This is a genomic window from Psychromonas sp. MME2, from assembly GCF_040566515.1.
Classification (GTDB): Bacteria; Pseudomonadota; Gammaproteobacteria; order Enterobacterales; family Psychromonadaceae; genus Psychromonas.
In genome coordinates, this window is record NZ_JBEWXI010000002.1 from 902,447 (window position 1) to 916,425 (window position 13,979).

General features: G+C 42.2%; 11 protein-coding genes and 3 pseudogenes. 13 read left to right on the top strand and 1 reads right to left on the bottom strand.

Annotation, left to right across the window (positions count from 1 at the left end; all coding sequences use genetic code 11):
* The first annotated feature begins 41 nt into the window (after window positions 1-41).
* From rluD to AB1A03_RS04520, 4 genes and pseudogenes are all read left to right on the top strand, one after another.
* Window positions 42-1,006, top strand: a pseudogene (gene rluD, locus AB1A03_RS04505) (23S rRNA pseudouridine(1911/1915/1917) synthase RluD).
* A 2-nt stretch (window positions 1,007-1,008) separates the two neighbouring features.
* Complete coding sequence (gene pgeF / locus AB1A03_RS04510) at window positions 1,009-1,749, top strand: peptidoglycan editing factor PgeF (RefSeq protein WP_354623365.1); 741 nt, start codon at window positions 1,009-1,011, stop codon at window positions 1,747-1,749.
* A gap of 143 nt (window positions 1,750-1,892) precedes the next feature.
* Entirely contained in the window at window positions 1,893-4,466 is a 2,574-nt protein-coding gene (gene clpB / locus AB1A03_RS04515; protein ID WP_354623366.1) for an ATP-dependent chaperone ClpB, read from the top strand.
* A gap of 65 nt (window positions 4,467-4,531) precedes the next feature.
* Window positions 4,532-5,404: a hypothetical protein gene (locus tag AB1A03_RS04520; RefSeq protein WP_354623367.1), complete on the top strand. Its 873-nt coding sequence runs from the start codon at window positions 4,532-4,534 to the stop codon at window positions 5,402-5,404.
* A gap of 48 nt (window positions 5,405-5,452) precedes the next feature.
* Here AB1A03_RS04520 and AB1A03_RS04525 read toward each other — a convergent pair.
* Window positions 5,453-7,049: pseudogene (locus AB1A03_RS04525) on the bottom strand (ABC-F family ATPase).
* Window positions 7,050-7,453: 404 nt separating this feature from the next.
* Here AB1A03_RS04525 and AB1A03_RS04530 point away from each other — a divergent pair.
* From AB1A03_RS04530 to AB1A03_RS04570, 9 genes and pseudogenes are all read left to right on the top strand, one after another.
* Entirely contained in the window at window positions 7,454-7,888 is a 435-nt protein-coding gene (locus AB1A03_RS04530) for a GspH/FimT family pseudopilin (RefSeq protein ID WP_354623369.1), read from the top strand.
* 33 nt (window positions 7,889-7,921) lie between these two features.
* Window positions 7,922-8,404, top strand: coding sequence for a type IV pilus modification protein PilV (gene pilV, locus AB1A03_RS04535; protein WP_354623370.1), 483 nt, complete (start codon window positions 7,922-7,924; stop codon window positions 8,402-8,404).
* A gap of 74 nt (window positions 8,405-8,478) precedes the next feature.
* The gene (locus AB1A03_RS04540) at window positions 8,479-9,474 is read left to right on the top strand and encodes a PilW family protein (RefSeq protein ID WP_354623371.1); all 996 of its coding nucleotides are present in this window, start codon (window positions 8,479-8,481) and stop codon (window positions 9,472-9,474) included.
* A 9-nt stretch (window positions 9,475-9,483) separates the two neighbouring features.
* The gene (locus AB1A03_RS04545; protein WP_354623372.1) at window positions 9,484-9,783 is read left to right on the top strand and encodes a pilus assembly PilX family protein; all 300 of its coding nucleotides are present in this window, start codon (window positions 9,484-9,486) and stop codon (window positions 9,781-9,783) included.
* A gap of 29 nt (window positions 9,784-9,812) precedes the next feature.
* Entirely contained in the window at window positions 9,813-10,007 is a 195-nt protein-coding gene (locus AB1A03_RS04550) for a hypothetical protein (RefSeq protein WP_354623373.1), read from the top strand.
* Between the two features lie 28 nt (window positions 10,008-10,035).
* Window positions 10,036-11,154 (top strand): vWA domain-containing protein, encoded by a 1,119-nt coding sequence (locus tag AB1A03_RS04555; RefSeq protein WP_354623374.1) that lies wholly within the window; start codon window positions 10,036-10,038, stop codon window positions 11,152-11,154.
* The gene (locus AB1A03_RS04560; RefSeq protein ID WP_354623375.1) at window positions 11,123-11,794 is read left to right on the top strand and encodes a pilus assembly protein; all 672 of its coding nucleotides are present in this window, start codon (window positions 11,123-11,125) and stop codon (window positions 11,792-11,794) included. The genes AB1A03_RS04555 and AB1A03_RS04560 overlap by 32 nt, the downstream gene beginning before the upstream one ends.
* Window positions 11,795-11,853: 59 nt before the next feature.
* Window positions 11,854-13,404, top strand: a pseudogene (locus AB1A03_RS04565) (pilus assembly protein); the annotation flags it as partial.
* Window positions 13,405-13,426: 22 nt separating this feature from the next.
* Window positions 13,427-13,912 (top strand): type IV pilin protein, encoded by a 486-nt coding sequence (locus tag AB1A03_RS04570; RefSeq protein WP_354623376.1) that lies wholly within the window; start codon window positions 13,427-13,429, stop codon window positions 13,910-13,912.
* Window positions 13,913-13,979 lie beyond the last annotated feature (67 nt).

Genomic DNA, 13,979 nt, shown 5'->3' on the forward strand with positions numbered 1-13,979 from the left:
GTTTATTTATCCGTAATCGGACAGAGAAAGAGAAAAATTATATGAGTCAACAGTTAAAGCTCAGTGCAGAAGTTACTGATGAACAATTAGGCTTCCGTTTAGATCAGGCACTCGCTTCATTATTTCCTGACTATTCACGAACACGTATTAAAGAGTGGATTTTGTCGGAGATGGTCAAAATTGACGGTGAAGTCATGACTCGCCCTCGAGAAAAAGTGTATACCGGGCAACTGCTTGATGTCGATGCTGTTTTAGAAGATGAAGTGGTATATAAAGCAGAAAATATTAAATTAGATATTGTGTATGAAGATGACCATATTCTCGTGATTAATAAACGGCAAAGTTACGTTGTCCATCCAGGAGCGGGGAATGCCGATGGTACGGTGTTAAATGCATTATTACACCATTATCCTGCGATTGTAGAAGTACCTAGAGCGGGTATTGTGCATCGTTTAGATAAAGATACGGCTTAATGGTGGTGGCTAAAACGATTCCTGCGCAAACCCACTTAGTGGCGAGTTTGCAAGCGCGTGAAATTACGCGTGAGTATGAGGCAATTGCGATGGGCTGCTTCACGGCGGGTGGTCGAGTAGATGCGCCTATTGGTCGTGATAAAGTTAATCGAGTCAAAATGGCGGTGACTCCAACCGGAGGCAAGCAAGCCGTGACGCATTATCGTGTTGCTGAAAAGTATCGAGCTCACACCCGTTTGCGCCTACGTTTAGAAACAGGGCGAACGCATCAAATACGTGTCCATATGGCTCATATTGGGCATGTTTTGGCTGGCGATCCTGTTTATGGTGGACGACCTCGTCCCCCTAAAGGAGCTTCGGAAGAGCTGGTTAATGTACTGCGCAAATTTAAACGTCAGGCATTGCATGCAACGATGCTTCGTTTAGTGCACCCTGTGATAGGTGAAACAATGGAATGGCATGCGCCAGTGCCAGATGATATGGCTGAGTTAGCGCGTGTTTTACGTGCCGATACACTTTTTTATGCAAAATAATCATGCTCAATTTGCTTAAACCTAATTGGTCTGCACCTAGCTCGATTCATGCCTATTCAACAACACGTTTGGGTGGTGTGAGTACGGGTGTTTACCAAGGTTTAAATTTAGGTATGCATGTTGATGATATGCCAGCGAATGTCCTGGAAAATCGTCAGATATTGAATAATGTATTAAAGCTGTCTTCACCTTTATACTGGTTAACGCAAACGCATAGTACGCGATTGTTAAAGCTTGAAGATAATCCACAATGCAACGAAGCAGATGCCGTTTGGACTTCGCTGCAACGGCGTGCTTGTGTGGTGATGACCGCTGACTGTTTACCGATTTTAGTGACGGATACAAAGGGCTGTTTTGTCTGTGCAATTCATGCTGGTTGGCGTGGGCTTTGTGACGGTATTATTGAAAAATCACTGCATGCAATTTGTACTGATCTTGCTATTCCTAGCTCACAACTATTGGTTTGGTTAGGCCCTTGTATTAGTTCACAAGCGTTTGTTGTAGGCAGTGAGGTGCGCAGTCAATTTATTGCTGAAAATAGACTCGCAGAATCAGCGTTTACTGCACATCAAGATCGTTATTTGGCCGATCTACATCAACTAGCTCGTTTACGTTTAGCGCCATTCAACGTGGCAGAAATAACCGCCAGTGAACACTGCACCTTTAGTGAACCAGAACGCTTCTATTCCTACCGTCGAGATGCAAAAACGGGCCGTATGGCTAGTTTAATTTGGATCGATTAAATTATTGATCTGTTGTGATAAATAACCACTAACTCAAAAATATATCTCCTTTGTATTATAGTTTTAGCGCATGATCCTCAATCTTTTTAAAATGGCACCATCTTATACTTATAGATAGATATAGGTATTTTTAAGGTGGCGTTATGCGTTTAGATAAATTAACCAGTAAATTTCAATTAGCAATCTCTGATGCGCAATCTTTAGCTTTAGGGCGTGACCATCAATATATAGAGCCAACGCATCTGATGTTGGCGATGTTAAACCAAGATGGTGGTTCAATTAGGCCTATTTTAGCTGATTTGGAAGTTAATCTAAATGTGCTGCGTTCGCAGCTCTCTGCTGCACTTGATAAAATAGCCAAAGTCTCTGGTATCGGCGGAGATGTGCAATTCTCTTCCTCGTTAGGGATGCTGTTTAATCTGTGCGATAAATATGCGCAAAAATCAAAAGATAAGTTTATCTCCTGTGAGCTATTCTTGCTTGCTGCCTGTGAAGATAAAGGCGCATTAGGGGAAATATTAAAGCAACTGGGGTTAAATAAAGAAAAAGTACGTAAGTCCATTGATAAAATCCGTGATGGACAAAAAGTCGATGATCAAAACGTTGATGGTCAAGAGCAGGTGTTAGCCAAATATACTGTCGATCTTACCGAGCGCGCTGAGCAAGGAAAATTAGATCCTGTCATTGGGCGTGATGATGAAGTGCGCCGTATGATTCAAGTATTGCAACGTCGCACCAAAAATAACCCGGTCATTATTGGTGAACCGGGAGTCGGGAAAACGGCGATTGTAGAAGGTCTTGCGCAGCGAATCATTGATGGTGAAGTGCCGGAAGGATTAAAAAACAAGCGAGTATTATCCCTTGATATGGGCTCCTTAATTGCAGGAGCTAAATACCGCGGAGAATTTGAAGAGCGTTTAAAAGCGGTGTTAGCTGAACTTGCGAAGGAAGAGGGGCAAGTTATTTTATTCATCGATGAATTACACACCATGGTTGGCGCAGGAAAAACTGATGGGGCGATGGATGCGGGGAATATGTTAAAACCCGCACTTGCGCGAGGTGAACTGCATTGTGTTGGCGCAACCACGCTCGATGAATATCGTCAATATATTGAAAAAGATGCCGCTCTTGAGCGTCGTTTTCAAAAAGTGCAAGTCGATGAACCGACCGTTGAAGATACGATTGCTATTTTACGTGGTCTAAAAGAACGCTATGAATTACATCATAAAGTGGAGATAACCGATCCCGCTATCGTTGCCGCTGCATCCTTATCTCACCGTTATATAGCGGATCGACAACTGCCCGATAAAGCGATTGATCTTATTGATGAAGCAGCCTCGAGTATACGTCTGCAAATGGATTCCAAACCGGAAGAGTTAGATAAACTAGAGCGTAAAATTATTCAACTTAAGTTGGAACAAAAAGCGTTACAAAATGAGCACGATGAAGCGAGTGTTAAACGACTTGCGGATCTAGAAGAAACGCTGGATGAAAGAAATAAAGCTTATCAACTGTTAGATGAAGTGTGGAAAACAGAAAAGGCGGCGTTATCTGGCACACAAAATATTAAGCAAGCACTAGAGCAAGCGCGTTTAGATTTTGATGTGGCTAGTCGCGCAGCCGATTTAACGCGCATGTCTGAATTACAATACGGTAAAATTCCAGAACTAGAGAAACAGTTAGATTTAGCTACTCAAGCTGAAATGCAAGATATGTCACTGCTAAAACATTGTGTGACAGAAAATGAGATAGCAGAAATATTGGCGCATTGGACGGGGATTCCCGTTGCAAAAATGCTAGAAGGTGAAAAAGATAAACTGCTGAAAATGGAAGAGCACCTTCATACTCGTGTGATAGGGCAAAATGAAGCGATTGATGCCATTGCGAATGCCATTCGTCGCAGTCGAGCAGGGCTTAGTGATCCCGGTAAACCGATTGGCTCCTTCCTATTTTTAGGTCCAACAGGGGTTGGTAAAACAGAATCCTGTAAAGGGTTGGCTAACTTTTTATTCGATAGCGAAGATAATATGGTGCGTATTGATATGTCTGAGTTTATGGAAAAACATTCTGTCTCGCGTTTAGTGGGCGCACCTCCGGGCTATGTCGGCTATGAAGAGGGTGGCTATCTCACCGAAGCGGTACGTCGTAAACCCTACTCGGTGATTTTATTGGATGAAATTGAAAAAGCGCACCCCGATGTCTTTAATATTTTACTACAGGTGTTAGATGATGGGCGTTTAACCGATGGTCAAGGGCGCACGGTTGATTTTAAAAATGCCGTTATCATTATGACATCGAATATTGGCTCCGATATTATTCATGACTCCTTTGATAAATTAAGCTACGAAGAGATTAAGTCGCAATTATTTGATGTGTTAAGCGGACACTTTAAGCCTGAATTTTTAAATCGTATTGATGAAACAGTGGTCTTCCATCCACTGGGTAGAGAGCATATTCAATCAATTGCTAAGATCCAACTTGAAGCATTACAAAAACGCCTTAAAGCGCGCGATTATCTCATGACCTTTAGTGAACAGGCGATTCAGTTACTGGTGCAAGCGGGATACGATCCTGTCTATGGCGCAAGGCCTTTAAAACGGGCCATTCAACAATTGCTTGAAAACTCGTTAGCGCAAGAGATGTTATCTGGTCGATTACTACCCGGTAAAGAGATTGTGGTCGATGTTGAAAATGAAAAAATTCATTTTACCCAGTAAGTGGGTTTCATAGTGCTGTTAATCAAAGAGCCCGTTTAGTCGGGTTCTTTTTTAAGGAATGGTAGATGCTTGATGCTATCTGTAATTTTGATCCAGACAATATTAAAATTTACTCTATTTTTGAGTTTAAACGGCTACCTGAGTCAGAGGTAGATAAATTACGCTATCACTTGCTTTGTCCTGTCTGTCAACAACGCGCTTATTTCCGTCGGGCATCAAAGGATGGTAAACAAGCCTGCTTTGGCTCTCGTTATCATCACCAAGATTGTTCGGAATTTAATCCCTCTAGCACTAAAACTGAAGAAGAACGTACAGTGACTGAGGTCGAAGAGATAGTGCATCAATCGGATGCATTGCTGATTGATTTTAGTAAAGTGATGACGGCCAAAAAAAGCATCAAAGCAAGTGATAGCGATAGCCAAGATACGATTGCTACCATTAAGAAACAGAGTGCATTAACGAGGGGGGGGGGGGCTGTAAAACCTGACGATGCTGATATCAAAGCACAGCCTCTCCTTGCCAAACAAGGTTTAGCGGCATTACTCACGACTCTATTGCGTGGTAGTTCACTTGCTAGCTCAGACCTTTGGATCTACACCAGTGCGACTCATAAATGGCGTGCGAAAAATCTATTTGTTAATGTGGCTGATGCCAAGCCGACCGAAAATGGAGCACCGCGAATGTACTGGGGAACACTTTCCCATGCCGATAAAGAGTTACTCTGGTTTAATCCTGCAGAAGAGGTGAATACTGGTATTCCCATTGCGAAGTATCAGCAAAAGTTATTCAGTCGTTTCAATATTGAATGTGGCGCAGATATAGAGGGGGCGGGATTTATTATGTTTGCAAAGTGCATTGCGAGTCGTGATAAAAAACGTCAATACTTGCAGTTGTGGGATAACGACCTGCAATATATCCATCTGAGTAAAGCGAAGTAGCAATCGAGAGCAGCGTATCGCTACCGCTGCTCTCTTTGATTGCAATGATTAACCTTCAGTAATACCTTGGCTTTTTAGGTATTCACTGTATGGTCCATGGAAATCAACGACTTCATTCTCTTTGATTTCAATAATACGAGTTGCTAGTGAAGATACAAATTCACGGTCATGGCTGACAAAGAGTAGAGTACCTTCGTAGTTTTCCAGTGCTAAGTTTAATGATTCAATGGATTCCATATCTAAGTGGTTAGTGGGTTCATCCATTAATAGAATATTTGGCTAATCCATCATTAATTTACCAAATAACATACGACCCTGTTCACCACCCGAGATGATTTTAACGGATTTGCCGATATCATTTGAACCAAATAATAGGCGGCCTAATGTACCACGTACGAATTGCTCGTCATCACCAGGTTTCATCCATTGTCCCATCCACTCCATGAGCGTTTGCTCTTTTTCAAAGGCGTAGGCATGATCCTGTGCATAGTAACCAAGGTTTGCATTTTCAGACCATTTAAATTCACCGGAATCAAGAGCGACTTCGCCCATTAAAGTACGCAAGAGTGTTGTTTTACCAACACCATTTTGTCCAATAATAGCAATGCGTTCACCGACTTCAACCATTAGGTTAAGATCTTTAAATAGCGGTTTGTCAAACGATTTACTTGCACCCGTCACTTCTAGTGCATTACGGAATAATTTTTTCTCTTGTTTGAATACAATATAAGGATTAACTCGACTTGATGGTTTTACTTCATCAAGCACGATTTTATCCATCTGTTTAGCACGCGAGGTTGCTTGTTTAGCCTTTGATGCATTGGCAGAGAAACGGCTTACGAAGCTTTGTAACTCTGAAAGCTGCGCTTTTTTCTTGGCATTATCAGCCAATAAACGTTCACGAACCTGTGTTGCTGCGGTCATATACTCATCGTAGTTACCTGGGTATAAACGTAATTCACCGTAATCGATATCGGCCATGTGAGTACAAACAGAATTTAAGAAATGACGGTCATGGGAAATAATTACCATGGTACATTGACGTGCTTTTAATTCATTTTCTAACCAACGAATGGTATCGATATCCAAGTTATTGGTTGGTTCATCAAGTAACATAATCTCAGGGTTAGAAAATAGTACCTGTGCCAATAGCACACGGAGTTTCCAGCCGGGGGCAACTTCAGACATTAAGCCGTAATGTTGTTCTAATGGAATACCAACGCTCAGTAGTAACTCCCCTGCGCGCGAGTCTGCTGTGTAGCCATCCATTTCTGCAAATTCAGTTTCTAAATCGGCAACCTTCATGCCATCTTCTTCACTCATCTCAGGCAGGCTATAGATACGGTTACGTTCCGCCATTACTTGCCACATCTCTTTGTGGCCCATTAATACCGTATCAAGTACCGTGAACTCTTCGAATGCGAACTGATCTTGATTCAATTTAGCGATACGCTCATTAGGATCTTTGGCAACATTACCCGCACTCGGTTCTAAGATCCCCCGTTAAAATTTTCATAAAAGTGGATTTGCCGCAGCCATTAGCGCCGATCAGACCATAACGGTTACCATTGCCAAATTTCACTGAAATATTTTCAAATAGGGGTTTTGCACCAAACTGCATGGTGATGTTGTTAGTTTGTAGCACTCGCGATACCTTTATTAAATTGCTGACTGAAAATTTGAGGTGGAATATAACATGTGAGATATGTCACGTCACTGTTGAATTATCGAACAATTGTTTTTTCATTACGGATTTGCCTGTACAGCGGGGAAAATCCGTAGCTATTGTATATTTCAAGTGAGGATCACATTTGGTGTAAAAAAATGCTTATGAATATAACTGGGAAAAGTAAAATCTTGCTGTTAAAAAAAAATACGGTAAAGTATGCTATCGCGGTTGTTTTGTGTGCAATTTCGCTTAATTAAGCCGTTCGTACAATTAAATAGTATCTTTTTGTATAACAAGTCTAAACCTTGTTTACACTCATATTTAAAGAATTGAAATCTAACTTAGGTTATTTCGGGATTGAATAAATTTAAGAGCATTTTATGAAAAAGTCAGGTTTTACTATTACCGAAATGGTAGTGACATTGTCTATATTGGCAATATTATTAGCCATCGGTGCCCCCAATTTTAAAGAATTCATTAGTAACGGCAATATGGTCTCTAATACCAATGGTATGATCGGAGCCTTTAACTATGCGCGGATGGAGGCAATTAAACGTGGTACTACTGTGCATTTAGGGCAGCTTGATGGCAGCTGGGCCAGTGGTGTAGTTGTCTGGGCGGATAGTGATGGAGACGTTACTCGAGATGCTGGAGAAGAGCTGCGTTTATGGCCCGCCTTTGATAGCGAAAGTACGGTAACTAGTGGGCGTACTGCTTTCACTTTTCGTGCTAGTGGTGAAGTTGATAACGATGGTCAATTAACCATTTGTGATAATCGCACTGGAGAGCAGGGAATGAAATATTTCTTATTCTAATCTCCGGTGCCGTGATTGCTGAGAAGGTGACCTGTGCATAATAACAACTTACTTAAACGCTGCCAGAAAGGTAGCTCATTAATCGAAATATTAGTAGCGATCTTTATTCTTGCTGCAGGTTTATTAGGGCTTGTATCTGTACAGATGTTCAGCCTTAAAAACGTCAACAATGCTCAGTTTCAATCCATCGCAACGACCTATGCCTATGATATGGCGGAGCGTATGCGATCTAACCGAGACGCCGTATCCAACGGTGCCTATAACAATATTTTATCGACTATCACCGACCCCAACTGCTCTCCCTGTACATCGACACACATAGCACAGCTTGATGGATTTCAATGGAACCAACAAATCCAAGCCAATGTTAATGCGGGAGGTTTACCAGGAGGTAAAGGGACTGTCACTAAAACTGGCAATATTTACAAAATAACCGTAGCTTGGAAAGAGCAGCAACGCAGCAGCGCAGGTGGTAGCGTTGGTGATGCAAGTTTCACATTAGATATACAAATTTAAAACGACCAAAACGTTAAAGCAACTAACAAAGAGGATTAAGGGGCTGATTATATAGCTACCTAATAGAGGGAACTATGCAGGTATTAAGTAAAAAAAGTGGCTCTTTGTCATTACAACGTGGCTTCTCATTAATCGAGATGATGATCGCTATTCCCCTTGGCTTATTGGTGATGTTAGCTGTACTGCAAATTTTCACTAGCAGTCTGCAAGGCGTACATCTGCAAAATGGCTTCGCGAGGGTGCAAGAGAGTGGGCGCATGGCCACCGAATTAATGATTCGTGATATTCGCGGTGCCGATTACTGGGGCTGTGCAGGTGATGTGAGTCAAATAACCAACCATTTGGATACCACGGATGCTAATTATAACCAATCAATTCTACCGACAGCGGGGGCTGGTCTTGCAGGAAGTAATAATGTCACTTCAGCAACCATCGGTGGGATCAGTGTTAAAGATGCAACCGATACCCTTACCCTTCGCGGTGCAGGTAGTTTATCTGGTGTCAAAGTTACCCCCCCCTTTATGCCAACAGTAGCTGCTGTCATTCATGTTGATACCACTACGACTATCCCTAAGGGGCAGGTTATTTTGATCAGTGATTGTCGGGAAGCAGATCTGTTTAGCAATAGCCAAGAGACCAAGGCAAATGACGGAGCAAATAGCAATATTGCCCATGCAACAGGTAATATTGTGGTTAGTGGCGCAATAGATAATGCCACAAAAGATCTTTCACATACCTACGATGGTAGCGCGCAAATTCTAAGCCCATTCGCCAAAGTCTATTTTATTGGAGTGAACGCTTCTGGTACTCATTCACTTTATCGCAGCGATAATGGGGTTGCCAAGGAGTTGGTGAGAGGAATTAATGATTTGCAGATAATGTATGGTGAAGATACCTCGGATAATGGTTCTGCCGACACCTTTGCCGACGCAGCTTCCGTGACGAATATGGATAACGTTCGCTCTGTCCGTGTCGCCCTAACGGCTGAAAGTGGTGAGAGTGCATCGGGTACAGCGCTAGAAAAAACTTACCAAGTCACAGCTAACATACGCAATAGAACATTGCCATAGGTACATAACATGATATTAAAAAAACAGTCTGGAGCCGTTCTTGTCATCAGCTTGATTATTGTCATTACTTTAACGCTGTTAGTGCTTTCTGGTACTCAGTCCACACTTATGCAAGAGAAAATGACATCAGCGATGCGTGAAGCCCATGTTTCACTAGAAGTAGCTGAATCCGGTGTCAAAGATGCAGAGAGTATGATTGAAAACCTGACTGGTGTTAGCGGATTTAGCGACACAGGTGCGGGGGGAAATATAGCGAAGGGAATGGACCCGCGGATCTTTTTGACGATGCGATTTGGGGGGGGAATTTAACCAGTGCGGGAGTAACCTCAGTATCTGGTATGGTATCCCGTTATTTTGTTGAATATTTAGGTGAGTTGGCTCTCGAAGAGGACTTATCTGGTTTGAATATGACGGGCTATGGTGAAACAACTGGCGGTGGCGATATTCATGGATTTAAAATTGTCGCGCGTGCAGCCGGTAAAGATGGCAATACAGAACGTGTCATAGTGAGTTATTACGGCAAACGTTTTTAGTGCGAAAAATAATTAAAGGAATATGATAATGAACAAGTTATTTACTCGGCAATTGGTTGCTGATTTGGTTATTTTTACGATTGCAGCTTACTCAATTGCGCCGGTTGTTAGTGCAGCAGAGCTCACCTTGCCAACAGCGCCGTTAATCACCACTAAATCCGTTAAGCCGAATATGATGCTATTGCTAGATAGCTCAAGCTCAATGTACAGTATTGTACCGGAAGCCCCTTATGATGAGTCTGCGACTTATTATAGTTGCCCATCTGATAAGGAGTTGACAGATAATCAGTATTCGATGCGTATACAATCCGATGGTGTAGTTTATTTAAATAAAAATAATAATTCTGGTAATCCTAAGTATTATTTTGGAAAGGGAAGTGGTCAGCGCTGTTTCAGGGATAGTAAAACTTATACTGTGCGCCTGTATACCGATATTGAAAATAATGATGGTTTAAAAACAACGAGTAGCTATGGCGCTGCACAATATAGTGGCCATTATTTAAACTGGTATTTTTCTGAGGGGAGTTTTGATACCTATCGTAAGGCGGGAACGCGTAGCCGTATTGAAATGGCGCAGGATGCAGCCGTTGATTTAATCACTGGGTTGGAAAATATACGTGTTGGTTTAGCAATTTATGATAACTCCAATGATAGTGATGGAACCCAACAAGGCGCTGGAGCTAAGGTGTTGGTTAATATTGCAGATATTGGTAAGGTAGCTGATACTGGCGCTACCGCGACACAACGTGCAAATGTTATCAGCGAAATTGAAGCTATTGTTGCTGTTGGCTTTACTCCCTTGGGGGAGTCGTTAATGGATATGGGGAAATACTTCACGTTAAAAAATGGGGATGAAAATAACTTAATACTTCACCCCGATGGTGCATCGCAAAGTAGAGCTGCATCGGAGATATTTATCAATGGTCCAGTTTATAAAAATGGCATTTCCGCCCCTGAAGAGGTGGTGGAAAATTGGTGTCAAGATAGTTTTGTTGTCGCCATGACCGATGGTCTCCCTTCAAACGGGCGAGATAATAACATCAGTACTTACTTGCAAAATTATGCCAGTGATGATGGAACCAGCGAATTTGCTGATGATGTTGTTAAGGGCATGTTTGATATGGATCTTACCCGACCTAACAAATAGTGATGCCGTGTATAAAAATAACATTACGACCTATATGGTTGGCTTTTCTGAACCGCAAGTAATGAATTCATCCTTAATAAATAATATGGCGGATTTCGGTGTAGGGGCTGATGCAGATACTGGACACCTTCTAACTGCATCGAGTGGTGAGGAGCTAGAAAGTGCATTTGCAACCGCAACCAATAACATTTTTGCTAAAGTAGCTGCTGGATCAGGGCTCGCCTTTAATACGAGTAGACTCAGTGCGGAGAGTTCTGTGTATGCAGCCAGCTTTAATAGCGCCAAATGGTCAGGCAGCTTGCAGGCATTTGAATTGTCCGATACCGGTGATGTTGCTAAAACGGCTAGTTGGGATGCGGCAATTAAACTCGATGCGATGGATTACACCGCTAGAAATGTCTTTAGTTATAATGGGGCAACGAAAAAAGGGATTGTATTCGAGAAAGGTTCTCTAAGTCCAACGCAATCAGCGGATCTTCAGGCTGGGCCTAAAGGTAGTGCTGGAGTTGATAGTCTCATTAATTACATTAAAGGGGATCGTAGTAATGAAGGTGTCGCTGCGACAGATTATCGAACCCGTGCTAGCGCACTTGGTGATATTGTTAATTCAACGGTGATTTATGTTGGTAAGCCTAGTTAAATTGGCCGAGTTATGATGCTGCTGCTGAGGTTAAATTTGGAAGCTCTACGGCGAGTTATGCGACATTTAAAAGTAATTATAGTGATAGAAAATCGATGCTTTATGCTGGGGCCAATGATGGCATGTTACATGGATTTATTGCCGATAAAACCGATGCGAACGTTGGCCAAGAAAAATTTGCTTATATACCCGGAATAATCGCATCAACGGAAGAGGGGAAAGGGCTTCACTATTTGGCAGAGTCTGACTATGCACACCAATTTTATGTTGATTTATCGCCGACCGTTAGCGATGTTTTCGTCAATGATGCGTGGCGTACGATACTCATTGGTGGCCTACGTAGTGGTGGTAAGGGCTTATTTGCACTTGATATAACAAATCCAGCTAATTTCACTTCATTGGCTGCTAATGCTCAAAAGCTTGCCTTATGGGAATTTAGTAGTGCTGATAATGCTGACTTTGGTTACAGCTATAGCAAACCAACGGTTGCGATGATGGCCAATGGCAAATGGGCAGTGATTGTTGGCAATGGCTATAATAATAGCGGCGATGGCAAGGCTAAATTGTTCATATTATACATTGATCAAGGCACCGATGGGACTTGGACCGTTGATACCGATTACAAGGTGATAGATACCAAGGTCGGTAGTACTGGAACACCAAATGGACTATCTACACCTCGTGCCGTCGATATTGATGGCGATAGTGTCGTGGATCGCATTTATGCCGGTGATTTACAAGGTAACATGTGGGCGTTTGATGTTGGTGATAAGAATGCTACAAAATGGGAGGTTGCTTATGGCAGTAAGAGCACTCCAGCGCCTCTTTTTACCGCGAAAGATAGATTGGGCAATGCTCAGCCTATTACCACTGCACCTATTATTGCTAAAAATGTTAATACACCGACAGGTAATAGCAATGAGCCGAATCTATTGGTCTTTTTTGGTACGGGGAAATATATAGAGCAAACAGACAAATCGTCGCTTAGTGAAATGAGTTATTATGGCATATGGGATAACCAGTCTGGGTCAAAAACACGTACAGATTTAGCTGAAAGAAAATTAATAACTAGCGGCAATAGACGAGTTATCAGTGGTGCAAGTATTGACTGGACTGATAAAGAGGGGTGGTATTTTGATTTGGTTAATCGCACCACGCTATCTAATACTAATGGCTCAGCAATAGGCGAGCGAATTATTTCTGATTCGCTGATTCGTAATGGTGTGCTGCTATTCAGTACCGCTATTCCAAATGTTGTCAATTCAGATCCCTGTGTTTCTAATAGTGAAAGCTGGCTAATGGCTGTCAATATCAATACAGGTAAAGCACCTTTATATGTTGTTTTTGACACTAATAGCGATGGAGAAATGGATTCAGGTGATACCACTTCTAGTTACGACAGTAATGGTGATGGTGTGATAGATGCAAAGGATAATGTCAGTTATGGTGGCACAAAATCCGAAGGTTCGATGATTGTCGGGGATGTCTCTATTCTAGGTGATAATGTTTATAGTAATGATGTTGATGGCAAGCTAAATAAAGAAGAAATCAATATTGAAGGGACTGATAAACAGGGGCGCTTATCCTGGGAAGAGCTGATTAGACCATAAAAATAAGAACTAGGAAGTTATCATGAATAAAGAGAAAGGATTCACCCTCATTGAGTTGCTCATTGTGGTCGCTATTATTGGTATTTTGTCGATGGTGGTTTATCCATCCTATCAGGATAGTATGAAAAGCTCGCGTCGCGCCGATGTTCAGGGGGCACTACAGGGATTAGCGCAAGCGATGGAGCGACATTATACAACCAATGGCAGTTACGCAGGTGCTGCTACTGGCGGAGGCAATACAGGGGCTCCCGCGATATTTTCAAGCAAGTCTCCCATTGATGGTTCAACGACGTACTATAATTTGAAAATTGTTTCAGCGGGCGTATCGAGCTATTTAATCGGTGCAGAGCCTGTTGGCGCTCAAGCGGGGGATGGGGTGTTTATTTTGAAATCAACGGGCGCACGTGGTTGGGATGCGAACAATACAGCTGCAGGGGTGCTTGCTAATTTAGGCGCTTCACCCAATGAGGTTGCCGCTACGGAATGGTGTTGGAAAAAGGGATGTTAGATAAAAGGTTTTTCTTTTCTAATATTATTGAAATTAAATGGCGCTATAGTTGATGTAATACTAGTGC

What these genes read in the sequence shown, in the direction of transcription:
- pgeF (WP_354623365.1), top strand. Translation starts at nt 1,009, where the DNA reads ATGCTCAATTTGCTTAAACCTAATTGGTCTGCACCTAGCTCGATTCAT.
- clpB (WP_354623366.1), top strand. Translation starts at nt 1,893, where the DNA reads ATGCGTTTAGATAAATTAACCAGTAAATTTCAATTAGCAATCTCTGAT.
- AB1A03_RS04520 (WP_354623367.1), top strand. Translation starts at nt 4,532, where the DNA reads ATGCTTGATGCTATCTGTAATTTTGATCCAGACAATATTAAAATTTAC.
- AB1A03_RS04530 (WP_354623369.1), top strand. Translation starts at nt 7,454, where the DNA reads ATGAAAAAGTCAGGTTTTACTATTACCGAAATGGTAGTGACATTGTCT.
- AB1A03_RS04540 (WP_354623371.1), top strand. Translation starts at nt 8,479, where the DNA reads ATGCAGGTATTAAGTAAAAAAAGTGGCTCTTTGTCATTACAACGTGGC.
- AB1A03_RS04545 (WP_354623372.1), top strand. Translation starts at nt 9,484, where the DNA reads ATGATATTAAAAAAACAGTCTGGAGCCGTTCTTGTCATCAGCTTGATT.
- AB1A03_RS04550 (WP_354623373.1), top strand. Translation starts at nt 9,813, where the DNA reads ATGGTATCCCGTTATTTTGTTGAATATTTAGGTGAGTTGGCTCTCGAA.
- AB1A03_RS04555 (WP_354623374.1), top strand. Translation starts at nt 10,036, where the DNA reads ATGAACAAGTTATTTACTCGGCAATTGGTTGCTGATTTGGTTATTTTT.
- AB1A03_RS04570 (WP_354623376.1), top strand. Translation starts at nt 13,427, where the DNA reads ATGAATAAAGAGAAAGGATTCACCCTCATTGAGTTGCTCATTGTGGTC.